Annotated in this window: 24 protein-coding genes; 8 read left to right on the forward strand and 16 right to left on the reverse strand. The window is 61.1% G+C overall.

All coding sequences use genetic code 11. The features are described 5' to 3' along the window. Positions 1–111: 111 nt before the first annotated feature. A complete protein-coding gene (locus V6B08_RS00695; RefSeq protein WP_341977068.1) occupies positions 112–972 on the forward strand; it encodes a TauD/TfdA dioxygenase family protein in 861 nt (286 codons plus the stop codon). Here the strand turns inward: V6B08_RS00695 and gabT are convergent. Further along, positions 969–2,258 carry a 4-aminobutyrate--2-oxoglutarate transaminase gene (gene gabT / locus V6B08_RS00700; protein WP_341977070.1) on the reverse strand — a complete coding sequence of 430 codons (1,290 nt, stop codon included), beginning with the start codon at positions 2,256–2,258 and terminating at the stop codon, positions 969–971. The two genes, V6B08_RS00695 and gabT, sit on opposite strands and share 4 nt — an antisense overlap. Before the next feature lie 177 nt (positions 2,259–2,435). After that, on the reverse strand, positions 2,436–2,792 hold the full coding sequence (locus V6B08_RS00705; protein WP_341977072.1) for a tRNA-binding protein: 357 nt from the start codon (positions 2,790–2,792) through the stop codon (positions 2,436–2,438). Positions 2,793–2,952: 160 nt separating this feature from the next. On the opposite strand from V6B08_RS00705, the gene V6B08_RS00710 reads away from it, so the two are divergent. Next, positions 2,953–4,434: an NAD-dependent succinate-semialdehyde dehydrogenase gene (locus tag V6B08_RS00710; protein ID WP_341977074.1), complete on the forward strand. Its 1,482-nt coding sequence runs from the start codon at positions 2,953–2,955 to the stop codon at positions 4,432–4,434. Between the two features lie 43 nt (positions 4,435–4,477). Here the strand turns inward: V6B08_RS00710 and V6B08_RS00715 are convergent, their stop codons facing one another. The 7 genes from V6B08_RS00715 to V6B08_RS00745 form a co-directional block, all read right to left on the reverse strand. Continuing rightward, positions 4,478–4,972: an Lrp/AsnC family transcriptional regulator gene (locus V6B08_RS00715; RefSeq protein ID WP_341977077.1), complete on the reverse strand. Its 495-nt coding sequence runs from the start codon at positions 4,970–4,972 to the stop codon at positions 4,478–4,480. A 21-nt stretch (positions 4,973–4,993) separates the two neighbouring features. Then, positions 4,994–5,716: a haloacid dehalogenase type II gene (locus tag V6B08_RS00720; RefSeq protein WP_341977079.1), complete on the reverse strand. Its 723-nt coding sequence runs from the start codon at positions 5,714–5,716 to the stop codon at positions 4,994–4,996. Positions 5,717–5,873: 157 nt separating this feature from the next. Next, positions 5,874–6,677, reverse strand: a complete 804-nt coding sequence (locus V6B08_RS00725) for an ABC transporter permease (RefSeq protein ID WP_341977082.1) — start codon at positions 6,675–6,677, stop codon at positions 5,874–5,876. Between the two features lie 74 nt (positions 6,678–6,751). Continuing rightward, entirely contained in the window at positions 6,752–7,789 is a 1,038-nt protein-coding gene (locus V6B08_RS00730) for an ABC transporter substrate-binding protein (RefSeq protein WP_341977084.1), read from the reverse strand. Between the two features lie 27 nt (positions 7,790–7,816). Beyond that, the gene (locus V6B08_RS00735) at positions 7,817–8,890 is read right to left on the reverse strand and encodes an ABC transporter ATP-binding protein (RefSeq protein WP_341977086.1); all 1,074 of its coding nucleotides are present in this window, start codon (positions 8,888–8,890) and stop codon (positions 7,817–7,819) included. Beyond that, the gene (locus V6B08_RS00740) at positions 8,890–9,699 is read right to left on the reverse strand and encodes an ABC transporter permease (protein WP_341977088.1); all 810 of its coding nucleotides are present in this window, start codon (positions 9,697–9,699) and stop codon (positions 8,890–8,892) included. Before V6B08_RS00740 ends, V6B08_RS00735 begins: the two co-directional genes overlap by 1 nt. Positions 9,700–9,729: 30 nt before the next feature. Then, positions 9,730–10,737, reverse strand: a complete 1,008-nt coding sequence (locus tag V6B08_RS00745) for an ornithine cyclodeaminase family protein (protein WP_341977090.1) — start codon at positions 10,735–10,737, stop codon at positions 9,730–9,732. Between the two features lie 110 nt (positions 10,738–10,847). Here V6B08_RS00745 and V6B08_RS00750 point away from each other — a divergent pair, with 110 nt between their 5' ends. Continuing rightward, positions 10,848–11,534, forward strand: a complete 687-nt coding sequence (locus V6B08_RS00750) for a GntR family transcriptional regulator (protein ID WP_341977092.1) — start codon at positions 10,848–10,850, stop codon at positions 11,532–11,534. A 3-nt stretch (positions 11,535–11,537) separates the two neighbouring features. On the opposite strand, the gene V6B08_RS00755 is transcribed toward V6B08_RS00750, so the two are convergent. From V6B08_RS00755 to V6B08_RS00780, 6 genes are read right to left on the reverse strand one after another with little or no spacing between them, the layout of a single operon-like run. Then, entirely contained in the window at positions 11,538–12,548 is a 1,011-nt protein-coding gene (locus tag V6B08_RS00755) for a Gfo/Idh/MocA family protein (protein ID WP_341977095.1), read from the reverse strand. A 26-nt stretch (positions 12,549–12,574) separates the two neighbouring features. Beyond that, on the reverse strand, positions 12,575–13,222 hold the full coding sequence (locus V6B08_RS00760; protein ID WP_341977097.1) for a hypothetical protein: 648 nt from the start codon (positions 13,220–13,222) through the stop codon (positions 12,575–12,577). Between the two features lie 9 nt (positions 13,223–13,231). Continuing rightward, complete coding sequence (gene aroQ, locus V6B08_RS00765; protein WP_341977099.1) at positions 13,232–13,714, reverse strand: type II 3-dehydroquinate dehydratase; 483 nt, start codon at positions 13,712–13,714, stop codon at positions 13,232–13,234. A gap of 34 nt (positions 13,715–13,748) precedes the next feature. Continuing rightward, a complete protein-coding gene (locus V6B08_RS00770; protein ID WP_341977101.1) occupies positions 13,749–15,026 on the reverse strand; it encodes a TRAP transporter large permease in 1,278 nt (425 codons plus the stop codon). A 6-nt stretch (positions 15,027–15,032) separates the two neighbouring features. Next, entirely contained in the window at positions 15,033–15,542 is a 510-nt protein-coding gene (locus V6B08_RS00775) for a TRAP transporter small permease (protein WP_341977103.1), read from the reverse strand. A 28-nt stretch (positions 15,543–15,570) separates the two neighbouring features. Then, complete coding sequence (locus tag V6B08_RS00780) at positions 15,571–16,581, reverse strand: TRAP transporter substrate-binding protein (RefSeq protein ID WP_341977105.1); 1,011 nt, start codon at positions 16,579–16,581, stop codon at positions 15,571–15,573. A gap of 201 nt (positions 16,582–16,782) precedes the next feature. Between V6B08_RS00780 and V6B08_RS00785 the strand changes: the two genes are divergently transcribed. Both V6B08_RS00785 and V6B08_RS00790 read left to right on the forward strand, forming a co-directional pair. Continuing rightward, on the forward strand, positions 16,783–17,457 hold the full coding sequence (locus V6B08_RS00785; RefSeq protein ID WP_341977107.1) for a GntR family transcriptional regulator: 675 nt from the start codon (positions 16,783–16,785) through the stop codon (positions 17,455–17,457). 280 nt (positions 17,458–17,737) lie between these two features. Further along, on the forward strand, positions 17,738–18,106 hold the full coding sequence (locus V6B08_RS00790) for a response regulator transcription factor (protein WP_341977109.1): 369 nt from the start codon (positions 17,738–17,740) through the stop codon (positions 18,104–18,106). Between the two features lie 120 nt (positions 18,107–18,226). On the opposite strand, the gene V6B08_RS00795 is transcribed toward V6B08_RS00790, so the two are convergent. Continuing rightward, complete coding sequence (locus V6B08_RS00795) at positions 18,227–20,977, reverse strand: ATP-binding protein (protein WP_341977111.1); 2,751 nt, start codon at positions 20,975–20,977, stop codon at positions 18,227–18,229. 483 nt (positions 20,978–21,460) lie between these two features. On the opposite strand from V6B08_RS00795, the gene kdpF reads away from it, so the two are divergent. Genes kdpF through kdpB form a run of 3 tightly spaced genes read left to right on the forward strand, consistent with a single transcriptional unit; the run spans position 21,461 to position 25,320 of the window. Further along, entirely contained in the window at positions 21,461–21,550 is a 90-nt protein-coding gene (kdpF, locus tag V6B08_RS00800) for a K(+)-transporting ATPase subunit F (RefSeq protein WP_341977113.1), read from the forward strand. 9 nt (positions 21,551–21,559) lie between these two features. Beyond that, positions 21,560–23,257 (forward strand): potassium-transporting ATPase subunit KdpA, encoded by a 1,698-nt coding sequence (gene kdpA / locus V6B08_RS00805; RefSeq protein WP_341977115.1) that lies wholly within the window; start codon positions 21,560–21,562, stop codon positions 23,255–23,257. Positions 23,258–23,286: 29 nt separating this feature from the next. Next, a complete protein-coding gene (kdpB, locus tag V6B08_RS00810; RefSeq protein WP_341977117.1) occupies positions 23,287–25,320 on the forward strand; it encodes a potassium-transporting ATPase subunit KdpB in 2,034 nt (677 codons plus the stop codon). Positions 25,321–25,328: the final 8 nt, after the last annotated feature.

A 25,328-nucleotide genomic window follows, 5' to 3' on the forward strand; every position in this document is an offset into this window, starting at 1 on the left:
CACAAAACAAAAGGTTTTTGTTTTCTTATTTACAAATATTGTTTGAGATAAATATTTATACCCAATATTTCTATGTTAAATTAAGCTATCACATTGTGAAGGTACCGCCCCATGGGATACGCCCTGCACCCGCTGCCCGCCGGCCTTGGCGCCGAACTACATGGCCTGGATTTACGTAAGCCACTCAATGATATAGCCCTGGCCGGCGTACTGGATGAGTGGCATCGGCATCTGGTGCTGGTGTTCCGTGGCCAGCATCTGAGCGATGGTGAGTTGCTCGCCTTCAGCCGCCGCCTCGGGCAACTCGACCCGGCGCCAAATTTCGATACCGAGAAGTCATCCGCCGATGGCTTCCCGGAAATCGCCGTGGTGTCCAATGTCGTTACCGCCGAGGGCCGCAAGCTCGGTGGCCTTGGCGATGGCGAACTATCCTGGCACAGCGACATGACCTATGTGCCGGACCCGCCGGTCGCCTGCCTGCTGCTGGCGCATGAAGTGCCGGCGCAGGGCGGCGATACCTGGTTCCTGAATCTGCAGGCGGCTTATGATGCCCTGCCCTATGCCTTGAAGAACACCATCGCACGGCTTCGCGTGCTGCATGATGCCGGCTATACCAGCGCCGGCACGCCACGGATGGGTGCCCAACCGGGCCAGGGCAGTTGGCATCCGCTGGTCACCACCGATCCATTCAGCGGCCGGCCGTCGCTGCTGCTGGGCCGCCGCTCCAACACCAAGGTGGAAGGGCTGGAGGATCAGGCGGCAAAGGCCTTGCTGGACGAACTCTGGCAGCATGCAACACAGCCGCAATTCACCATGCGCCATCGCTGGCAGCCGGGTGACCTGCTGCTGTGGAATAACGTGAGCGTGATGCATCGCCGCGATGCCTTCGATCCGGCAGCCCGGCGGCGGCTGCACCGCACCCAGGTGCGGCGGCTGTTCAGCAGTTGGGAACGCTACGCCTCTTACGCCTAGGCCGTCGCCTTGACGAGCGCCGTTTCGATCATGCCGAGCGCCTCTTCGATCTGCGCCTCGCTGGTGTTGAGTGGGGCGAGGAAGCGCACCACGTTGCGCTGAACGCCGCATTTTATCACCAGCAGGCCGGCGCTACGGGCCTTGTCGATAATGCTCTGCGCCAGGGCAGCATCGGGCTTCCTGCTGGCACGATCAGTAACAATTTCCATGGCAATCATGCTGCCAAGCCCGCGCACTTCGCCGATAATGGCGAACTTCTGCTGCAGGCGATCAAGCCCGGCACGCAGCCGCTCGCCGATGACATTGCTGCGCTCGACCAGCTTCTCTTCCTCGAAAATCCTGAATACCGCGAGACCGGCAGCACAGGCGAGCGCATTGCCGCCATAAGTGCCGCCGAGGCCGCCTGGCATCGGCGCCTCCATGATCTCGGCCCGGCCGACCACGCCGGAAAGCGGCAGGCCACCGGCCAGGCTTTTCGCCACCGTCACCAGGTCCGGCTTGATGCCCGAATGCTGGAAGCCGAACATCTTGCCGGTGCGGCCGAAGCCGGTCTGGATTTCATCGCAGATCAGCACGATGCCATGCTTATCGGCAAGGCCACGCAAGGCAACCATGAAATCATCCGGTGCCGGCAGGAAACCGCCATCACCCTGCACCGGCTCGATGATAATCGCCGCCACGCGATCGGGCGTCACTTGCGTGGCGAAGACTTCTTCAAGCGCCGCCAGGGCCACATCCGTGGTGATGCCGTGATAGGCATCCGGATAAACCGAGTGATAGATCTCGGCCGGGAAGGGGCCAAAATTCTGCCGGTAGGGTTGCGACATGCCGGTGAGGGTCATGCCGAGCAGCGTGCGGCCATGGAAGCCGCCACGGAACGCAATCACCGCCGGCCGGTTGGTATAGCCGCGCGCGATCTTGATGGCATTTTCCACCGCTTCGGCGCCGGTGGTGAAAAACACCGTCTTGCAATCGGCACCCGCACCGATCGCCGCGTTCAGCTTCTCGGCCAGTTCGATATAAGGGCCATAGGCGCCGACCTGGAAAGCCATATGGCTGATCTTGCCAATCTGGCCGGCCACCGCTTCGGCGATCCGGGGGTGGCTGTGGCCGATATTCATCACACCGATGCCGCCGACGAAATCGAGATAACGGCGTCCTTCGACATCCCAGACTTCACTGCCGAGCGCGCGCTCGATCACCAGCGGATGCGCAGTAAGAACGCCGCGCGGCACATGCTTGTTGCGGGTTTCGAGTAGAGCCTGATTGCTGCGGGCGACAGACATGATAGCCTCCATCTACACCCCGATATGGGCGCGTTCGGTTCAGAAAGGATGTCGCGAGCTTAGGCGCTCGGCGCCAACGGCATCGGCTGAACTTGACCGCTTTTCCATCCAGAAATGCCGCATCGTGGGCGATGGAAAGCATTTTCCACCAGGGCAACAGGCTAGGGCATTCTGTGATCAGAATACCTTCTCGCCTGGCGCAACCGCCGACCGGGGCGACAACACAATGACATCGCCGTTTTCGTTGCGGGCGCCAAGAATCAGCACCTGCGAAGCGAAGCCGGCGATGTTGCGCGAGGCAAAGTTGCAGACGCAGGCAACTTGACCGCCGATCAGTTCATCAGGCGAATAATTGGTGATCTGAGCACTCGACCAACGCGTGCCAAGCTCGCCAAGATCCACCGCGATCTTGTAAGATGGATTGCGCGCCCTTGGGAAAGGCTGCACCTCGGTAATCCGGCCAACACGGATGTCGAGTTTCAAAAAATCAGCGAACGCCGCCACCGGCGCGGCTGCTGGAACGAGCTCTGTCATGGGTTCCTCCGATACGGGGCCCATATTCCGGCCCAATAAAAAGCAGAGGATGCTGTTTTCAACCGTTTTCCCGCATTCAACGTCGAATGTACTGCGTCTACGGCAGCAAATTTGGTGCGTTGGCGGGATGATGCCGGCTGTAATCTGAGGAGAATCGACCATGCTTAAGGACAAACTGCGCGATCCGTCACTGCTGACCGGCAAAGCCTATATCGGTGGCGCCTGGGTTGCGGCCGCCAGCGGCCAGACCATTGCCGTGACCAATCCGGCAAATGGCGATGTGATCATCGATGTACCGGCCATGGGTGCCGCCGAGACCCGTCAGGCCATCGCAGCCGCGGAAGCCGCCTGGCCGGCCTGGCGTGCGCTGCCTTCCAGCGAGCGCGGCCGCCTGTTGGAAACCTGGCATCGCCTGATGCTGGAGAATCTGGAAGACCTGGCCCGCATCCTGACCGTGGAGCAGGGCAAGCCGCTGGCCGAAGCGCGCGGCGAGATCCACTATAGCGGTGGCTTCGTGAAATGGTTTGCCGAGGAAGCACGCCGCATCAATGGCGATATCATTCCGGCGCCAAGCACCGACCGCCGCATTCTGGTGCTGCGCGAGCCGGTGGGCGTTTCCGCCGCCATCACGCCGTGGAATTTCCCGAGCGCCATGATCACGCGCAAGGCGGCACCCGCGCTTGCCGCCGGCTGCCCCGTAGTCGTGAAGCCTTCCGATTTCACGCCGCTTTCCGCCCTGGCCCTGGCTGTGCTGGCCGAGCGTGCCGGCATCCCGAAGGGTGTGTTCAATGTCGTCACCGGCATGCCCGAGGGCATCGGCGGCGAATTGACCGGCAATCTCGGCGTGCGCAAACTCTCTTTCACCGGCTCGACGCGGGTCGGTCGGCTGCTGATGCAGCAATGCGGCGATACGGTGAAGCGCATCAGCCTGGAACTGGGCGGCAATGCCCCGTTCATCGTATTCGATGATGCCGATATCGATCTGGCGATTGCCGGCGTGATGGCCAGCAAGTTCCGCAATGCCGGACAGACCTGCGTCTGCGCCAACCGCATCCTGGTTCAGGATGGCATCCATGACCGTTTCGTCGAGCGTCTGGCCCAGGCTACCGCGAAGCTGGTGGTGGGCAACGGCGTGGACGACGGCGTGACCATCGGCCCGTTGATCAACCAGGCGGCGGTGAACAAGGTGGAGCGCCATATCGAGGATGCCCGCGCCAAGGGTGCCACGCTGGTGCTGGGTGGCGACACCAAGTCGAACAGCCTGTTCGTCAGCCCCACCCTGCTGACCGGTGCGCGGATTGAGATGGACCTGGCCAGCGAGGAAACCTTCGGCCCGGTGGCGCCGATCTTCCGCTTCCGTGAGGAAAATGAGGCCATCGCCATGGCCAATGCGACGCCGTTCGGCCTTGCCTCCTACTACTACACCCAGGATATACGCCGCGCCTGGCGCGTTGCGGAACGTCTGGAATTCGGCATGGTCGGCCTGAATACCGGCTCCGTATCGCTGGAAGTCGCCCCGTTTGGCGGCATCAAGCAATCGGGCCTCGGTCGTGAAGGCTCCAAGTTCGGCATCGACGAGTATCTCGAACTGAAGTCATTCCATGTCGGCGGCCTGGATCCATCTGCCGACGCGGCGGGCTGACCCTGATAAGCACCCTGCTGCCACGAAGGCAGCGGGGTGCCGTTCAACGTTCTTCGCCGAGCAAGGTCCAGATCGGTAGCGCCGTCTTCACGATCGGTGATTTCAGCACGATATAACTGAAATACTTCTCAATCCCGATATTGCGGTCCACCAGGTCTTCGATGATCTGCTGGTAGTGGTTCACATTCCGGGTGACGAAGCGCAGCAGGTAATCATAGCCGCCGCTGAGCAGATGGCATTCCATCAGTTCTTCGATATTGCGGATGCTGGATTCGAATTTCACGAAATCGTTGCGGCGGTGGTCGGATAGCGTCACCTCGGTGAACACCGTGATGGTCTCGGTCAGCTTGGCCAGATTGATCCTGGCCCCATAGCCGGTGATATAGCCCGCCTGCTCCAGGCGCTTGACCCGTTGCAGGCAGGGACTCGGCGACAGGCCGACATGCTGGGCAAGCTGAACATTGGTGAGCTGCCCGTCCTTCTGCAGATGGACGAGGATATTGATATCGATCCGATCGAGTTTGGGCAGCCCATTCATGCCGTGTTCAATCCCGCCTGATCAGGCGCGCAACTGCTCCTGATGCGCCTTGGCCAGATCGGCCATGCTGGTGAACCTGAAATCATATTTCGGCATATCGCCGGGATTCATGGTGGCGCCAAAGCCTTCGTCATTATGACGGCGGTAGATCCAGCAGGAAGCCAGTTGCATCTGGTTGGCCGGCTTGTGGTCATGAAACATGCTTTCCGCGGTGTGCAGGATCTTGTCCTTGGTCACACCCAGGCCGGCGAGCTTTTCCAGCATGTAGTCGAAATTGCGCAGGCTCGGCTTGTAGGAGCCAATATCCTCGGCAGTGTAGATGGCATCGAATTCGACGCCGAGCTTCTGGTTGCTGTAGCTGAAAGTCTCGTTATCAACATTGGAGAGAATCACCAGCTTGTAGTATTTCTTCAGATACTGCAGCGCGCCAGCGGTATCGGGGAAAGCTGGCCAGTTGCGCACACTCTGGCCGTAGCGCACGCATTCTTCCACCGATGCCGGTACACCCCATTCCTCGGCCAGACGCTTATAGACGATGGCGAGCAATTCGCTGTAGCGCTTGGTCGGCGTGTGAAGCTGCTGCGACGATTCATGGCGGGCATGGGCTTCCAGAATCGCATTGCGACTCAGCGGCGCCTTGACCTTGGTGGTCAGCGGCTTGAGCGCCTCGACCATGCCGGATTCCCAATCGATCAGGGTGCCATAGCAGTCGAAGGTCAGGGTGTTGAAATCGGTGAGACGCATGATCAGGCTCCTTGTTACCCCGGCATGGCCCAGGGTTTCCCTGGCCCCAAACTAGGGCAACGCGCCGCAATAGAATGCTGAAGGCCATCCCTGGCGCAGCATCATCCCCTGATTCGCCGCCCGAAGGCGGCATTGTAGCGCAACCCGCAACCCGCCATCACTGGCCCAGCAATCGATTCTGCCGCGCCAGGAACAGGCTCGACAGGACCGAGGCGCCGCCGGTGACGGCGATCAGGATGAAGGCCAGGGCGGCGCCGAACGGCCAGTTCATCACCAGCGCGAATTGCTGATAGACCGTGGGCGCCATCATGCGGAATTCAGCGCCGCCAAGCAGCACCGGCGTGGCATAGGAGTTCATGCCGATAGTGAAAACCAGCACGGAGGCGGCCGAAACACCCGGAATCGACAGCGGCAGGATGACGCGTCGGAAAGCAGTTGCCGGCGAGGCGCCGAGATTGCGGGCAGCATCGAACAGCGTGAAATCCAGCCCCTCCAGGACACCCAGCAAGGTCAGGATGACGAAGGGCAGCATCACGCTCATGAGGCCGACAAACACTGCCGTGTTGGTATACATGAATTGCAGCGGTTCGGGCGAAAGACCCAAACTGATCACCAGATGATTCAGCAATCCGTCGCGGCTGAGAAAGATCGTCCAGCCTGCCGCACGCACCACATTGCCGACCAACAGCGGGAACAGCACCAGGATGATCAGCACGCTTTTCCAGCGTGTATGGGTGCGCGCCAGCATATAGGCGACCGGATAGCCGAGCGCGACGCTGCTGACGGTGCAGATCGCCGCCAGCCCGAAGGTGCCAGTCATCACCTCGCGGAAATACGGCTCGGCAAAGAACTTGATGTAATTGTCGAGGATGAAGGCCTCGGACATGAGCTGCCCTGGCGTGAACTTGTTGAAGCTGTATCGCAACAGCGTCAACAAGGGCAGCACCAGCAGCAGGAGCATGACAACCAGCCCCGGCCCCATCAAGAGCACGGCCGAGGACCGGCCGTGCCTTGTTGTCGTTGCAGCGGCCATTATCAGCCCTTGAACTTCTGGTTCCAGAATTCGCTGATTTCGGTCGCCTTCAGCGTGGCATAGGCATAATCGGGCTTGTGGAACTTGGCCCGGTCAGCCTCGGTGAAGCCGATCTTCTCTTCCATATCCGCCGGCAGCTTGGCGGTGGTGACCGTCGGCACCTGGCCGATGGCGGCAGACACGGCAAGCTGCACATCCGGCTCGAGGGCGGCGCCCAGCACCTTGTTGGCTGCATCCGGATCGCGGGTATTGCGGGTCACACCGAAGACGAAGAAGGTCGGATAGACGCCTTCGCTCGGGGTGGTGTTGAGCAGCGGCACGCCCTGCTCGGCCCACTGGTAGGCGCGGCCCTTCCACATCAGCGACACCAGGATTTCCTCGCTCTTCAGCGCGGCACCGACGGCTTCATTGGACGGATAGACGCGGACACCCTGCTTCTTGAGTTCGAGCAGAGCATCGTAGGCCGGGGTGTAGTTGCTGACGCTGCCGCCGAAAGCAATGGCGGTCATCGGGATGATCTTGTCGTAGGAAAGATCCGTGAATCCGATCTTGCCGGCATATTCCTTCTTCCACAGATCCTTGATCGACTTCAGCGGCGTGACCTTCTTGTTGTAGACCAGCACCAGGGCGCCGTAACAATTCGGGATGCTGTAGTCGGTCTGGAATTCCTTGAACAGCGTGTTGTAGTTCGGGATGGCCGAGGGATCGTTCGGCTTCAGGATATTCTGCTGGTTCATCTGGTACATGTCACCATCGACCAGCCACGGAATATCCATGCTGTTCTGCGGGCGGCTGGCCTGGGCGAGCAGCTTGGTCTTGCGGGCGGTGGGGGTGCCGACATCGAAAACGATCTCGATGCCGTAACGCTCCTTCGCCTTCACGGCCAGGGACGAGCGGAGAATGCGCTCAGAATCGCCACCCCAGGTGCCCAGCACCACTTGCTTGCCCTGGGCAAAGACCGGCATGGACGCACCGGTGGCGGCCAGGCCGCCCAAACCAGCGGTTAGCTTGAGGAAGTTGCGACGCGTCTGAATGATCATGATGCTCTCCTGTCTCTCGCTTCTTGGTTAATTCTCTTGCAGCAATCTGGCTGCAGTGCTCTTCCAGCCGACGCTGCAATCGGCACCGACTGACAGGCCGGCATTCGGCTTGTCGCGGTTTTGCAGATGCACCAGGATTGTCTGGCTCTGCTGCGGCGGGCGTATTTCGATTTCGGTGATCGAACCGAGGTAAGTGAGGCGCTCGATCCGGCCCGAGACGTGGTTTTCAGCAATGCCGGCTGCATCGGTCAGCTCGATATTCTCCGGCCGTACGCATAGCACTGCGCGGCTGCCGGTATCGAACACACCGGTATCGCATTGGATTGCCAAGCCACTATCGGCGATAAAGCGGCCCTTCTCTGCCACCTTGCCCGGCATCAGGTTGGTATGGCCGAGGAAACTGGCGACGAAGACATTCTTCGGATTGGTGTAGAGTTCGGTAGCCGAGCCGGTCTGCTCGACGCGGCCGCCATTCATCAGCACCAGACGATCAGCCAGCGCCAGCGCCTCGTTCTGGTCATGGGTGACGAAAACCGTGGTCAGGCCGAGCGATTGCTGCAGGGCGCGGATCTCAAGACCGACGCTCTGGCGCAGCTTCGCATCCAGGTTGGACAGGGGCTCATCAAGCAGGAACACGCCCGGCCGCACCGCCAGGGCACGCGCGATGGCGACGCGCTGCTGCTGGCCGCCGGAGAGCTGGCGTGGATAGCGTTCGGCAAAGCCGTCGAGGCGTACCAGGCGCAGGGCTTCCGCCACCTTCGCCTTCATATCTTCCTTCGACACTTTGCGCATCTCGAGGCCGAAAGCCACGTTCTCCGCCACGGTCATGTGGGGAAACAGCGCGTAACTCTGAAACACCATGCCGGTATCGCGCTTGTGCGGCGGCGTATGGGTGACGTCCTTGCCAGCAATCTGGATGCGACCCGATGTCACCGGCATGAAACCGGCGATCATGCGCAGCAACGTGGTCTTGCCGCAGCCGCTGGGGCCAAGCAGTGCGACCAGTTCCGCACCTTCCACCTGCAGCGAAACGCGGTCCACCGCCGGAACACTGCTGGCGTCGAAGTGCTTGGATACTTCTTCGATGGAAAGACGCGCCATTATACCACCCGGCTCAATTTAACGAAGCGATCGGTAATCAGAAGCACCGCCGCCACAACGGCTACCTGCACAGCCGTGGCCGCCGCCACGGTTGGGTCCATCTGGAATTCCAGATATTGCATCAGCGCAATCGGGAATGTGGTGGAACCCGGCTGTACCAGCAGCAACGATATTTCGAGATTTTCGAATGAGATGATGAAGCTGAACAACGCCGCGGCAATGACGCCGGAGCGCATCATCGGCAGCGTGATGCGCCAGAATACCACCAGCGGCGGTGCTCCGAGATTGGCCGCCGCCTCTTCGATCGAGCGGTTGAGGCCGACGAGATTAGCGCATATCAGCCGCACCGACCACGGAATGGTGAGCAGCGTATGCGCCAGCACCAAGCCGAGGATCCCTTGCGTGAGATCAAAGCCGCTCCAGTTGGCCACCGCGATGAAGAAGATATAGAGCGCAATGCCGAGCACGATATTCGGCACGATCATCGGCGTGAGTAGCAGGCCCTGCAGCAGCTTCATGCCGCGCAGGCCACTGCGGATAATCACCAGGCTGGCGGCGGTGCCGGTCAGCACACCCAGGAAGGTGGCGGCCAGTGCCACCTTGATGCTGGTCTTGAAGCCGCTGGTGAAGGCGGTGTGCTCCGCCGCCCGCACAAACCAGTTGAGCGTGTAGCCGGGCGGCGGAAACGACATGAAGGTACTGTCGAAGAATGCCGCCCACACCACCAGGACCACCGGCGTCAGCATCACGGTATAAACCAGATACGTGATGATGGTCCGAAGCGTCTTGAAGAGTGAGGTGGCATCCATCAACGGTATTTCCCCGCAATCAGGTAGGGCTTAGCTGGCGGCCCAAGCTCGGACCTGGTCCGAGTGGCCACGGCGCAGCGCCTTGGTCTGCTGCTTGATCGGCAGTTCAACGCCCATGCCGCGCTTCACCGCGCGGTCATAAACCAGCGAGGCCATGGCGATATCCCAGAGGCCGACGCCATGGGATTTGAACAGGCTGATCGAACCCGGCTTGCGCTTCGGCGCTTCGGCGACGACATCGCTGAATTCTCGGATACGGTTCCAGTCGAGGCGGCCTTCCTCGACCGCCTTGATGAATTCGCCCGACTCGACATGGCTCTGCTGCCAATCATCGACCGCGATCAGGTCGGCACGCTCGATGGTCAGCGTGTCGATTTCGCGGCTGGTCGGCTTCATGGCGCCCACTAGGTTGATATGCTGGCCCTCGGGCACCCAGGAGCCATCAACGACGGGATCCTTGGACGAGGTGATGGTGCACAGCACGTCGGACTTGCGCACGACTTCCTCGACCGACTTCGCCGGTTCCACCGGGAGGCCGAGATGCTTGCTCATGCCCTTGCAGAATTCGAGCAGCTTTTCCGTGGTGCGGCTGTAGGCCAGCACCTTCTCGATCTTGCGTACTTTGCAGACGGCCTCAAGCTGGCTCGGCGCCTGATAGCCGGTGCCCAGGATGCCGGCGACCTTGCTGTCCTCGCGGCTCATATACTTGGTGGCGATGCCGGAGGCGCCGCCGGTGCGGATCAGGCCGATATGCTCGGCTTCCATCAGACAATGCAGTTCGCCGTCTTCCTTGAACAGCAGCAGCCAGAAGCGCACGCCATCGGGGCCGACGGTGTAGGTCTTGTAGCCCAGGCTGCCCAGGCTCGGGATCGCCGCCGGCAGCACCGAAAGCTGGGCATTCGGGGTGGCAACGATCTGACGCGGCCGGTTGGTCGCGATCTTCTGCCCCTGCTCCCGGATGGACGCCTCAAGCACGTCCATGGAATCGGTAACCGTCAGGAGTTCTTCGACGTCATGCTCGTTCAGGAACAGGGCCATTACAATCCTCGATAGTTGTACTGGGTAATCTTTTACCCGTTGACTTCGGGATTGGTTATAGCTAAATTGGATCCAATCTACAAGCGCCAATTTTTTAAGGGATAAATCAGGTGTCGGAATCAGCAGTTCTCACCCGAGACCAAGAGCCGCCCCCGCCATTACCGACCAGCCTTACCGAGCACGCCTACAGGCATCTCCGACAGGCAATCCTGAGCGGCAAGCTGCAAGCCGGCGCCCCGCTGCGGCAGGAGAAATTGTCGAATGAACTCGGCATCAGCCGCCTGCCGCTGCGCGAGGCCCTGCGCCAGCTAGATTCAGAAGGCCTTGTCGTGCTGCGCCCCCGGCGCGGCTACTACGTTGCGCTGCTCGATACCAAGGAGATCGAAGAACTATTCGATATCCGCGCCATGATGGAGGCGCGCGCCGGCTATCTCGCGGCCGTCAACAGAACCGAAAAGGATATCGCCGAAGTCGGTGAAATCCTGGAACGGCTTGATGCCGCAGCATTCCGCGAACCGCTGGATGCAGCGGAATTCTATCGTCTGAACCGGCTATTCCATCATCGCTTTTTCGCCAGCTCGCAGCGCGCTCATCTCTGCCGCCTGCTCAGCAGCGTGCATGACAGCCTTGATCCCTATATCCGCATGGGCGAAGGGATTCAGTCGCTCGAGGAATCACAGGACGACCACCGCAACCTGTTCGAGGCGCTGAAGGCTGGCGATGGCGATCTGGTGGCGCGGCTCTGCCGCGAGCATTGCGAGGCGTCCTGCCGCCGCCTGATCAAGTCGAGTTCGTAAAGGCTAGGACGGGCTGAGCGCCACCCAGGCGCCGCTCGGTGCGCTGGCCCGGATCGCATCGAGAATCAGGGCAATATCGAGGGATTCTGCCGGCGAGGCGCCATGCCAGCCGCCCTTGCCTGCCACCAGGCTGGCAAATTCCTCGGCCTCCAGGCGGAAGCCGTTGCCATCAGGGACAGCCAGCGGCTCCAGCGGCAAGGCAAGCGTGGTGCCGCGCCGGATCTGCAACAGCGGCGGCCCCCCCATCGGTGGATGGTTCAGGTAATTGGTTTCGATGATGCCGCTTTCGCCGGCAATCGAGGCACTGCGGAAATACGCTGCATCGAAACTGCAGGAAAGCTGCGCGAACAAGCCGCTGCCGAAATCGATATTGGCCAGTGTGGTGACATCCACGCCATTGCCATCCACCTGCCAGGTGGCCTGCACGCGCAGCGGGCGCCGGCCGGCGGCAAGCCGGATCAGGCTGGCGGCATAGCTGCCGGCATCATACAGGGCGCCACCGCCCAGATCGGGCATCAGGCGGATATTGGCCGGATCCTTGAACAACACCGAAAAGGTGGAGCGGATCAGCTTCAACTGGCCGATAGCGCCCTCGTGCAGCATCTGCCACAATGTAATCGTCTGCGGTTGCGCCATATAGGGATAGCCTTCGCGCAGGATCACGCCGTGGCGGTCGGCAGCGGCGAACATCGCCGCGACTTCAGCGGCATTCATCGCCAGTGGCTTTTCGCATAGCACATGCTTGCCGGCTTCCGTCGCCTTGATCGCCCAGGGCGCATGCAGCGAATTCGGCAGCGGCAGATAGATCGCGTCGATTTCCGGATCGGCCAGCAACGCCTCGTAGGAGCCCAGTGCGCGCTTGATACCGAGTTCCCTGGCCATGGCGTCGGCGCGGCTCTGGTCGCGGCTGGCAATCGCGATGATTTCAACATGCTCAGACGGCGCACAGCCGGCAACGAACATCCGCGCGATATTCGCGCCGCCCAGAACACCGAAGCGCAGCTTGCGACTCATGGCCTGAAATCCTTATCGGTGAAGCCTCACGGCCAGCGGCGGCCGTTCAGGGCGAACATGAAAGAGTAGAGTGGTTGCTGCGCTGCCGCACCCGCATGCTGCAACGGGTCGGCATGCCGGGCAGTGGCATTGTGCAGGGCAGCCTGATCCAAGCCCTCGATCAGCAACAGGGCGGCAAAACTACGGTCCCGCTCGCGCAGTTGCTTCTCGTTGGTCTGAATGGACGTGCGCACCTGATCGGTGACGAGCAAGTGAACGGCAGCGATGCGATCCGTAGCCGCCAGTTCATCCAGCAGGGCATCCGCATCCTGCGGCGCACGCTCAAGCGGCAGGGCGGCAAGGAAGCCGCCTTGGCCTTCGCCACGCGACAGGCGTCGCTCTCCGCCGCCACGCGCGAAATTCTGCAGGATCGGCATGATCCGCTGCGACCAGGGCGTCGGGTTATTGAGGCGGTCGAGATAAGGCTGCCCGTCCAGAGCCTCCGGCGTCTCCAGTTCATAGACGATGAGGAAGCGGTTGATAGCCGGAAGCAGGGCGCGGAATACCCGCACGGCAATGAAGCCCTGCACGCCCATGCGTTCCGCCGTGTGTTCACGGGTCAGCCAATGCAGGTAATCGGTTTCAAGCTCGGGCGCTACATCGCTCCAGATCGCCAGAAATCCGCTGCCGAGCATCCTGTTCCTCTACTTCTTCTTGCGTGGCAGCGCGGCTGGGAAATCCGCCGGCAGCTTGTTCAACATCGACAAAGCTGCCTGCATGCCAACAATATAGCCAAAGGGGCCAAGCCCGCAGATCACACCCGAAGCCGCCGCAGACAGCTTGGAATGGCGGTGCATCTCGTCGCGGGCATGGATATTCGAGATATGCACCTCGATCACCGGCCCTTCGAATATCTTCAAGGCGTCGTAGATCGCGACCGAGGTAAAGGAGTAGCCCGCCGGATTGATCACAATGGCATCGGCGCTGCCACGTGCCTGCTGGATCATGTCGACGATCTCGCCTTCATGGTTCGATTGCCGGAAATCCAGTTCGACCTTCATGCGCGTGGCGAAATCCGCGCAATAGCCCTGGATTTCAGCCAGCGTGGTATGGCCATAGATATGCGGTTCGCGCACGCCGAGCAGGTTCAGGTTGGGGCCGTTGATAATCAGTAGTCGGACGGTCATGGGTGATCACCAGGAAACATTTGGATGCGGCCTGCTAACTGAACCATTTGGCGGGCACCATGACCAGGGCTGGAAACAGCACCATCAGGAACAGCACCACCAGTTCGGCCCACAGGAACGGCCAGGCGGCCTTGATCAGCTCGGCCATCGGAATCCGGGCAACACCGGCCACCACGTTCAGCACCACGCCAACCGGCGGCGTGATCAGGCCGATGGAATTGTTGATGATGAACAGGACGCCGAAATAGACCGGATCAATGCCCGCCTGCTTGATGATCGGCATCAGGATCGGTGTCAGGATCAGGATGGTGGGGGTCATGTCCAGCGCCGTGCCGACGATCACCACCACCACCATGATGGCGATCAGCAACAGGGTCTGATTGCCCATGAAGGGCCGCAGTATATCGACGATCTGCGCCGAGATTTCCGACACCGTGATCAGCCAGGAGGAGACCAGCGCGGCGGCGACCAGGAACATGATCACGGCCGTGGTATAGGCTGCACGGATAAAAACCGGGAGAATGTCGCGCGGCTTCAATTCGCGATAGATGCAGGTGGCAACGAACAGAGCATAGACGGCAACGACAACGGCCGCCTCGGTGGGCGTGAAAACGCCAAACTTCAGGCCGAAGACAATGATCAGCGGCAGGCCGAGTGCCCAGGATCCATCAATCACCGCCCGGATTTTCTCGCGCCACGGCGCCCGCGGCGGTGTTGCGATATTCTCGCCACGCACCTTCCACCACCAGGCGACGCCGAGCGCCAGGCCGATCATCAAGCCAGGGAAGATGCCGGCGAGAAACAGCTTGGTGATCGAGACGCCGCCGACCACGCCGAAGATGACGAAGCCAATGCTGGGCGGGATCACCGGACCGATGATGCCGGAGGCCGCTATCAGGCCGCCGGCCGTGGCCTTGTCATGGCCGGCCTTCACCATCATCGGAATCATCAGCGCCGAGAGCGCTGCCGCATCGGCCACCGCTGAGCCGGACAGGGCCGAAAGCAGGCAGGCCGCGAGAATGGCAACATAGCCGAGCCCGCCACGGACATGGCCGACAAAGGCCATGGCAACATTGACGATGCGCTTGGACAGGCCACCGGCATTCATCACTTCGCCGGCCAGCATGAAGAACGGTACTGCCATCAGCGGGAAGCTATCGGCACCATTGATGACATTCTGCGCGATGATCTGGGCATCGAAGATATCGAGCTGAACCATCAGCGCCACGCCGCAAACCAGCAGGGCGAAGGCGATCGGCATGCCCAGCGCCATGGCGCCGAGCAGCGAGAAGGTGAAAATCGCGATGGTCATGGCGTTCTACTGTTCTTCCGATTCCCGGACCGTAACGAGTTCATCGTCGGTCAGGTCGCCGCGCAGGAAACGCACCAGGTCATAGGCCAGGATGATGCCGGCCGAGGCGCCGAAAGCCAGACCCGCGCCATAGAAAAGGCCGACCGAGAGACTGGTGGCGGGGGCGCGGTCGCCGGCGGTAATCAGCACCTGCGTCCAACTGCCCGAGAGCAGCAGCCAGTCGGCATAGAGCATCAGGCTGTAGCTGACGACAAAGCAGAGGCGCTTGCCCAGCGGCGGCAGCAGCAGGATCAGGGTATCCACGCCGAGATGGCCGCGTTCCCGGAGTGCCACGACGGCACCCAGGAAGGTGAGCCAGACCATGAGCCAGCGGGACAATTCCTCGGCAAAGGTGATGCCGGAATTGAAGCCGTAGCGCAGCACGACATTGCCGAACACCAGCACCACCATCACCGCAAGAAACAGCGCAATCACGTATTTCAGCGCGAGGCAGTAATAGTCGATCAGCTTGGCCATGGCCTGGCTACCCCATCCGCAACAAGGCTTAGTTCAGCTTCCGGATGCGCTCGAGTTCGCTGTTGAACAGCTTGACGATGGCCGGATTCATCTCGGCGGCGAACTTCTCCGTCACCGGCTTCACGGTTTCCTGCAGGCGGGCATATTCCGCCGGCGCGATCTCGTTGAACTGCATGCCCTTGGCCTTCAATTCGCCCAAAGCCTTGTCGGCAGCCAGTTTGGTCTGTTCGCGCTGATAGGCATGGCTTTCGGCAAACGCCTCACGCAGCAGCTTCTGTTCATCGGCCGAGAAGCGATCCCAGACTTTCTTGCTGACGGTGATGACGTTCTGCGTATAGGTGTGGTTGGTCGCCGAGACGAATTTCTGCACCTCGAAGAACTTGTTCGACAGGATCACCGAATAGGGATTCTCCTGGCCGTCCACGGTCTTGGTTTCCAGCGCCGTGTAGAGTTCGGCGAAATTCAGCGGCACCGGGTTGGCGCCGAAGGCCTTGAAGGTTTCGAGATAGACCGGGTTCGGGATGACGCGCAGCTTGAGGCCGCGGAAATCCTCCACCTTGGTGATCGGGCGCGTGCTGTTGGTGGCATTGCGGAAGCCCAGGCCCCAGAAACCGAGCCCGATCATGTCCTTCTCCGGCAGCATGTCGAGCAGGGCCTGGCCGAACGGGCCCGCCACCAGGGCATCGGCCTGGTTCGGCGTGCTGGCAAGGAAGGGGAAATCGAGCAGGCCGAGTTCCTTGATCACGCCGGCCAGCGAAGTGGTGGAAGCCGACAGCATCTCCTGGGTGCCGCCGCGCACAGCGGACTGCATCTGCATCTCGTTGCCGGGCTGGGAGGCAGCGAATTCGCGGATCTTCATCTTGCCACCGCTCTTGGCGGCCAGGATTTCCGCAGTCTTCTGCACGCCGAAGCTGATCGGGTGGTCGGTGTTGTTGAGATGGCCCCAGCGGATGGTCCGCTCCTGGATCTGGGCCTCGGCGGCCGGCGCAGCGAACAGCGCCACAGCCAGTGCGGACAGGATAAGTGACTGAATTTTCATATGTTTCTCTCCCCTAGGCGATAATGGCGGGGCTTTCCCGGCCAGCTTTATCGGCCATCCGTAGACCATATGGTCAATTCATAGTCAACATTTGTTTTAGTTTTTATATGATGATTTCTATTTTACTGGATGATATTTACACTGCGCAAGAATGTGAGATCCCTCGTACGACTCGGGGGAGTTGCGGTAAGAAGACTGGCTATGAGCTTGATTCAGCGCCTGGACGCCATGCAGACGATCGGTGAGGACGGCTATCGCCGCCTCCGCACCGATATCATTCTCAACCGCTACAAGCCGGAGCAGAAGCTGAAGCTGGAGGCGCTGAAGGAAGCCTATGGCATCAGCGTCAGCACGCTGCGCGAAATCCTCTGCCGGCTCTCCGCGGAAGGCCTGGTGGTGGCGGAAGGCCATCGCGGCTTCGAGGTGGCGCCGGCCTCCATCGACGACCTGCGCGAAATCGCCGACCTGCGCCTGCTGCTGGAAACCCATGCCATCCAGCTATCCTTCGCCAGGGCCGATGTGGAATGGGAAGGCCGCGTGGTCTCGGCGCATCACAAGCTGGCGCAGACCGAGCGCAACCTGCATGGCGAGAACAGCACGGCGGAGCAGTGGAAACGCTATGACAGCGAATTCCACCGCGCCCTGATTTCGAATTGCGGCTCGCACACCCTGATGGAAGCGCATGCCGCTGCCTTCGACAAATATTTCCGCTACCAGATGATCGTGCTGGATTACCGCGGCGACGAGCCGGTGCACCAGCATGAGACATTGCTGGACTGCGCCTTGAAGCAGGATATTCCGCGCGCACAGCAGACGCTGTTCGAGCATGTGACCAACTGCGTCGAACACGCCATTGCCGCTGGCCGCCTGAAATAATCAGTCCGCAAGCATCAGCGCGGAACAGTGAGGGCGGCGCTTAAATCGCGGCCTCCATGCAGCGAGGCACCGCCATCCACCGGCATTTTGATGGGCAAGCCTTAATTTGCCGCTCATTTCAGCATAAAACATTGCTGGATTGTTAAGACTGGAAAGATCAACTAGCATGCTTTGCGAATGTTTCTTTCCGCCGACAAAAGATTGCGGCGCTGTCCTGCTAATACCGTTGCCTCCGCAGAAGGTAATTTGCCCACAAATATTTGACTCGAGCGCAGCCTGAATGAAGAAGCTCGACCTGCTTATTACTGAGGACGACGCCGCCATCGCCCGTTTGCTCGCCATCTATCTGGATAGCGAGGGATATGCCGTGCGCGTCGCCGGCAGCGTCAAGGCGATGCAGGATGCCTTTAGCGCCGCCGCCCCAGACCTGATGATCCTGGACATGATGCTGCCCGATGGCGATGGCTGGGGCGCGCTGCGCTGGTTGCGGGCACGCAGCCAGATACCGGTTATGATGCTGACAGGCCAAGGCGACATAGAGGGCAAGGCGCCAGGCCTTGAATTCGGCGCCGACGACTACCTGGCTAAGCCCTTCGATCTGCGGGAACTGCTTGCCCGGCTGCGCAATCTCCAGCGCCGCACGGTGTAGCCTGCATCGACAGCAGCGCCCAATGGTGCAATCGGTGATCAGCCGTCCTGTGATGATGCAAGCATTACCTTTTGGCGCTGCGTCTGGCTGACAAACACCGCCAGCAGTCTGGCAATCATCCTACTTCGGTGCCGCCTTGGCACGGTTGACCTCCTGTAATGCGGCGCGCAGCATCTGGGCCAATTCCTGCCGCCGATAGGGCTTGCTCAGCAGGCGGAAATCATGCGCCACCTGGCCATCATTGCCAATATTGGTATCGGAGAAGCCGGAGGTCAGCACGATGCCAATCTGAGGCCAGCGTTTACGCACGATATGCGCCAGTTCCAGACCATCGAGCTTGCCGGCCATCACCACATCGGAGAACAGCAGATCAATGGCCTTGCCGGATTCCAGCACCTCCAGTGCGATGGCAGCATTCTCGGCAATGATGCAATGATAGCCAAGCATCTCCAGTTCGCGCTCGACAAGCTTACGGATGGCCGGATCGTCCTCCACTGCCAGCACGGTTTCCTGCAGACCTGGCACGATCACGTCATCGACCGGCGCGACCGTTTCCTGCTCGCCCATATGGCGCGGCAGATAGAGCCGGAACGTGGTACCAACACCCGGCTCGCTGTAGACATTCAGATGCCCGCCGGACTGCTTGATGAAGCCGAACACCATACTCAAGCCCAAGCCTGAGCCGCGACCTGCTTCCTTGGTGGTGAAGAACGGCTCGAAGATGCGCTTCATCAAGTCCGGCGCCATGCCCATGCCGGTGTCGCTAACCTCCAGCATCATGTAGTCGCCTTCCGACACATCCGAATGCTGAGACGCATAGTCGCGGTCGAGACGCCGGCGCTGGGTACGGATATTCAGGCGTCCGCCACGCGGCATGGCATCGCGCGCATTGGTCGCCAGATTGGCCAGCGATGCCTCAAGCTGCGTCGGGTCGACATTGACCATCCAGCTATCTGGTTCAAGCGACAGGACAACCTCGATCCGTTCGCCCAACACATGACGCAGCATACGCGTGGTTGCCGATATCGTTGTGTTGAAATCCACCGGGCGCGGCCGCAGCGGCTGGCGTCGCGCAAAGGCCAGCATGCTGCGGACCAGTTCGGCACCACGTTCAGCCGCCGCCATGATCTCGCCGCCAAACTGCTGCACCGTTTGGTCATTCGCACGCATATCGCGCAGCAACTGCGTATTACCCATCACGATCAGCAGCAGGTTGTTGAAATCATGTGCCAGGCCGCCCGTAAGTTGGCCGAGCGATTCCATCTTTTGTGCTTGGAAAAGCTGAATCTCGGTCTGCCGCCGCTGCGAAACATCTTCCATCACACCAAGCGTGCCGATCAGCACATCATCCTCATAAAGCGGTGCACCGGAAAAGCTGACATTGAGCTGGCGACCATCGCGGTGGTGGCACAGAATCTCCATATTGTGCAGCACCTCACCCTGTTCGACGCGGCTAAAGTAGCTATGCGCCTCCTCGGCGCTGTCTGGCATCGACAGATTATAGGGCCGGCCCATTACCTCCTTGGCGCTATAGCCGAAAATGCGCTCCGCCGTTTTACTCCAGAAACGGATACGCCGTCGGGTGTCTATGAAAATGATCGCCACCGGCAAGGCTGCAAGAGCGGTTTCAGTGGTGCGTGCCTGTTGCCGTAGAATCCTTTCCGCCTTGCTACGCTCCTCCACCTCCTCTGCCAGAGTCGCATTCGCTTCACTCAATTCCTGAGTACGCATCTGCACTGCCTGCGCAATATGTTCATGCAGTGCCTTCTGGTACATGAAATACAGCGTGAGGATTGCGGTCAGCAGCAGGGTCAGCAATCCGGAAACCCAAGGCAGGTTGGACCGTAAGGCACCAGCTACCGGTGCCGGGAAAGCGAAAGCCAGCGTCCAGCGCTGGCCGAAATCATCAAAATCAGCCTTGAACTCCATCGCGTCCTGCGGCGGCAGCCAGCTTTCTATCTCGCGCACCACGATCTGTTTCGCTCCAGGGTCATAGAGCGCCACCAGCTTGCCTATGCCTTCGGCCTTCGCGTCATTGGTATAGAAGCGAATGTATTCAACGATTTCCGGCGTATCGGCGATGGCGTGTTCCAGGATCGCGGCGATGCGCGAATGGCCGACAACGAAACCGCGCAGTTCACCACGGCTGGCATTGCCAAGGCTGCCAGCGTCTGGCGTCTTGGTCGACGTGAAGACCGGTGCGATCAGTTGCCGCATCGGTTCGCCAATCGACTGCATTGCCGGCTGCCAGGCCGGCGTAGCCATCATCTGGCCAGTGTTGCGCGCCTCCTGCAGCAGCGCACCGCGCACAGCATCGTGCAGCAAGTCATAACCATAGAGCTGGGCATGCTCTTCAAACAGTTCGGTATAGGCGATGGGGGCATATTCCGGCCACTCGGCGGCTGGCAGCAGGGTGCCGGCAATAGAAACATCGCGGATCGCATAAGATACCCCGATGGTCTGCGACATGACGCGCTCAAAACTGGCCCGTTCGTTGTGCTTCACGAGCGGTGCCCAACTCAATGCCCGCATGCTGGACTTGGTGCCGACCAGGCGGCCAACGAAATTGCTGTATTCGCCAGGGAAGAGGAATTCCTGCGAGGCCACGAAAGCCGCCGTGGCCGCCACGGGGGATGCCGCCAGACGTATCTTCGACTCAATGTCCTTAGCTCGCCACTCGGCGCGGAATTCCAGCGCAGTGTAGATGCGCTGGTCATCAATGTGTTTGCTGAAAAGGAAAATACCTACCGAAGCGGCAACACCGAATATCGCCGCCGTGGACGCAGCTAGGGAATGCCGCAACTGGCGTTGTACGAAGCGCCAGAAGCCTTGCTTTTCACCGCTCAATCCCTGTGTGAATCCTTCCGACACGTCGGCCTCTCACCACCCGGTCAATACCAGCAGCAGTAGACAGCACAGATCAGCATTCCAGCCTAGATTACCCAATCTTAAAACTAACTTATAGATTGTCTAACATGACCATGGGTTTGCTGTGGCGAGAAATGCATAAACCTCCATGCATTATAAAAGATGCAGCAATTCCAGGGCCATCGTGAATATCATAAGCATTTGATATAATTCACATTTACACCCAGCGACATGTGAATGCCGCACCCGGGCCATGCTGGCGCGGCCCGCTCCAGCCCAGGGCGGGACCTTTATGGTTCCCTTATGGCGGCAGCCCGGATGCCGCATGGCTTCCTGATGCAGGAGGGGCGTAAAGCTGCCTCTCGCAAAGGAGCCCTCCATGCCCGACCTGCTCTATTTCGGCCTCGGCGCCGCGTTCTTCGCCGGCTTCATCGCCTACACCCTGCTCTGCGAGCGCCTCTAGGCCTGCCTTCTAGGATTCCAGCCATGACCTTCGACTTCATTCTTGGCGGCGGCATCGCGCTGCTGCTGGCGATCTATCTCGTCTACGCGCTGCTGCGCCCCGAACGTTTCTGAAGCTGTGCCATGACCCAGAACGACTATCTCCAGCTTGCCCTCTACCTGGCCCTGCTGCTGGCGCTGACGCCGCTGCTCGGACGCTATATGACAAAGCTGTTCAGCGGCGAGATTGGCTGGCTGAAACCTGTCGAGCGCCCGCTCTATGCGCTGGCTGCGATCCGCGAGGACCGCGAGCAGCATTGGTCTGCCTATTGCATCGCCTTGCTGCTGTTCAATTTCCTCGGCTATGCCGTGCTGTTCGCGGTATTGCGGCTGCAGCATCTGCTGCCACTGAACCCGCAGGATCTGCCCGCTTTGAGCCCGGATCTCGCCTTCAATACGGCGGTGAGCTTCGTCACCAACACCAACTGGCAATCCTATGGCGGCGAAAGCACCATGAGCTATTTCAGCCAGATGGTTGCTCTGACGGTACAGAATTTCCTATCGGCAGCCACCGGCATCGCCATCGCGCTGGCGGCGATCCGTGCCTTCGCGCGCCGATCCGCCCGCACGCTCGGCAATTTCTGGACCGATCTGACCCGCGCCACGCTTGGCCTGCTGCTGCCCATTGCGGTGCTGGTGGCTGTGTTCCTGATCTGGCAGGGCATACCGCAGAATTTCGCCCCCTACACGGTGGCCAAGACGCTGGAAGGCGCCGAACAGGTGATCGCCCAGGGGCCGGTGGCCTCCCAGGTGGCGATCAAGATGCTCGGCACCAATGGCGGCGGCTTCTTCAATGCCAATGCGGCGCATCCTTTTGAGAACCCGACCGCCTTGAGCAACTTCGTGCAGATGCTGCTGATCTTCCTGATCGGTGCGGGCCTGACCAATGTGTTCGGCCGCATGGTCGGCGACCAGCGCCATGGCTGGGCGATCCTCGCCACCATGCTGCTGCTGTTCGTGCTTGGCACACTGGCGGCTGGCTATGCCGAAACCCAGGGCAATCCGCTGCTGACTGCGCTTGGCGCCGATCCTGCCTTGGGCAACATGGAAGGCAAGGAAGTGCGCTTCGGCAGCTTCAGTTCGGCTTTGTTTGCAGTGATCACCACCGCTGCCTCCTGCGGTGCAGTGAATGCCATGCATTCCAGCTTCCTGCCGCTCGGTGGCCTGGTGCCGCTGCTCAACATCATGCTCGGCGAAGTCATCGTCGGCGGTGTTGGCGCCGGCTTCTACGGCATCCTGCTGTTCATCGTCGCGACGCTGTTCATCGCCGGCCTGATGGTGGGCCGCAGCCCGGAATATCTCGGCAAGAAGATCGAGGCGCGCGAAGCCAAGCTGGCGGTGCTGGCGATCCTGATTTCGCCCATCGTGATCCTGGTTGGCACCGCCGTCGCGCTCGTCACCGAGGCCGGGCTTGCCGGCCTGATGTCGGCGGGCCCGCATGGCCTGAGCGAGGCGCTGTATGCCTTCACCTCGGCCGCCGGCAACAATGGCAGCGCCTTCGCCGGCCTTACCGCCAATTCGCCCTTCTACAACACGGCCCTAGGCATCGCGATGCTGCTCGGCCGCTTCGCCATGATCGTGCCGGTGCTGGCACTGGCTGGCGGCCTGGCGGCGAAGCCCGCCGTGCCTGCCTCCAGCGGCAGTTTCCCGACCCATGGCGCGCTATTCGTGCTGCTGCTGGCCGGCACCATCCTGATCGTCGGCGGCCTCACCTTCTTCCCCGCCCTGGCGCTGGGGCCGATTGCCGAGCATCTGCTGCTCGCCGCCGGCCAGAGCTTCTAAGCATCGGGTCTTCTGAGGAGTAAAGCATCATGAGCAAACGTAGCATCGGCGCGCCGGCGCTGTTCGATCCGGCCCTGGCTTTGCCGGCCATGACGCAAGCCGTCGCCAAGCTGGACCCGCGCCATCTCTGGCGCAATCCAGTGATGTTCGTCACCGCCGCCGTGGCCCTGGTCGCCACGCTGCTGTTCCTGCGCGATCTGCTTACCGGCGGCGAAGCCGCCCTGCTCGGCCAGATCGCCGCCTGGCTGTGGTTCACCGTACTATTCGGCAATTTCGCCGAAGCGCTGGCCGAGGGGCGCGGCAGAGCCCAGGCCGATAGCCTGCGGCGCGGCAAGACCGAGGCGATGGCGCTCAAGCTCGGCAGCGATGGCGCCACAACACTGGTGCCGGCCACGAGCTTGCGCGTCGGCGATGTCGTGCTGGTGCAGGCCGGTGATCCGGTGCCCGGCGATGGTGACGTGATCGAGGGCATCGCCTCGGTGGATGAATCCGCCATCACCGGCGAATCCGCGCCGGTGATAAGGGAATCCGGCGGCGACCGTTCCGGTGTTACCGGCGGCACCCGCGTGCTGTCGGATTGGATCAAGATCCGCATCACCGTCAATCCCGGCGAAAGCTTCCTCGATCGCATGATCGGCTTGGTGGAAGGCGCCAAGCGGCAGAAAACGCCGAACGAGATCGCGCTGACCGTGCTGCTGGTCGGCATGACCCTGATCTTCCTGGTTACCACCGGCAGCCTGGAGGCGCTGGCGATCTATTCCGGCATGCCTGTGCCGGTGGTCTACCTGATCGCCCTGCTGGTGACGCTGATCCCCACCACCATCGGCGGCCTGCTGTCGGCCATCGGCATCGCCGGCATGGACCGCCTGATCCGCCACAACGTGATCGCCAAGTCCGGCCGCGCCGTGGAAGCCGCCGGCGATGTCGATACCCTGCTGCTGGACAAGACCGGCACCATTACCCATGGCAACCGCATGGCTGCCGCCTTCATCTCCCTGCCGGGCGTGACGGAACGCGACCTGGCAGAAGCCGCCTTGCTCGCCTCGGTGGCGGACGATACCCCGGAAGGCAAGTCCATCGTCGCGCTGGCGGTGGAAAAATACAGCCTCGGCAATGCTGTGCCGCAGGCCGCCATGGGCCACTTCATCGCCTTTTCGGCGCAGACCCGCATGAGCGGCCTTGACCTCGGCGCGAAAGAAATCCGCAAGGGCGCCAGCGATGCTGTGCTGCGCTATTGCGGCGGCAATGCCCCGGCCGATCTTGGCCTGATCGTTGAGCGCATCGCCAAATCCGGCGGCACGCCGCTGCTGGTGGCGGTGGATCGCCGTCCCCTGGGCGTGATCCATCTCAAGGACGTGGTGAAAAGCGGCATCCGCGAACGCTTTGCCGAATTGCGCCGCATGGGCATCCGCACCGTGATGGTGACCGGCGACAACCCGCTCACCGCCGCTGCCATTGCCGCCGAGGCCGGCGTCGACGACTTCATCGCGGAAGCCACGCCGGAGAAGAAGCTGGCCCTGATCCGCACCGAGCAGGCCCAGGGCAAGCTGGTGGCGATGTGCGGCGATGGCACCAACGATGCACCGGCGCTGGCCCAGGCCGATGTTGGCCTCGCGATGAATATAGGCACCGCCGCCGCGCGCGAGGCCGGCAACATGGTGGACCTCGACAGCAACCCGACCAAGTTGATCGAGGTGGTGATGATCGGCAAGCAATTGCTGATCAGCCGCGGTTCGCTCACCACCTTCAGCCTGGCCAATGACGTGGCAAAGTATTTCGCCATCATCCCGGCGTTGTTCGCGGCCACCTACCCGCAGCTCGGCACGCTGAACGTAATGCAGCTCACCTCGCCACAGAGCGCCATCCTTTCGGCGGTGATCTTCAACGCCCTGATCATCATTGCGCTGATTCCGCTGGCCTTGCGCGGTGTGCGCTACCAGCCGCTGCCGGCCGCCAGCCTGCTGCGCCGCAACCTGCTGGTCTATGGCCTGGGCGGTGTGCTGCTGCCCTTTCTCGGCATCAAGGTCATTGATCTGGCCGTGGCCGCCCTGCATCTCGCTTAAAGGAATAC

Origin of the sequence: Ferrovibrio sp. MS7, from assembly GCF_038404985.1 — a bacterium.
Taxonomy (GTDB): Bacteria; Pseudomonadota; Alphaproteobacteria; order Ferrovibrionales; family Ferrovibrionaceae; genus Ferrovibrio; species Ferrovibrio plantarum.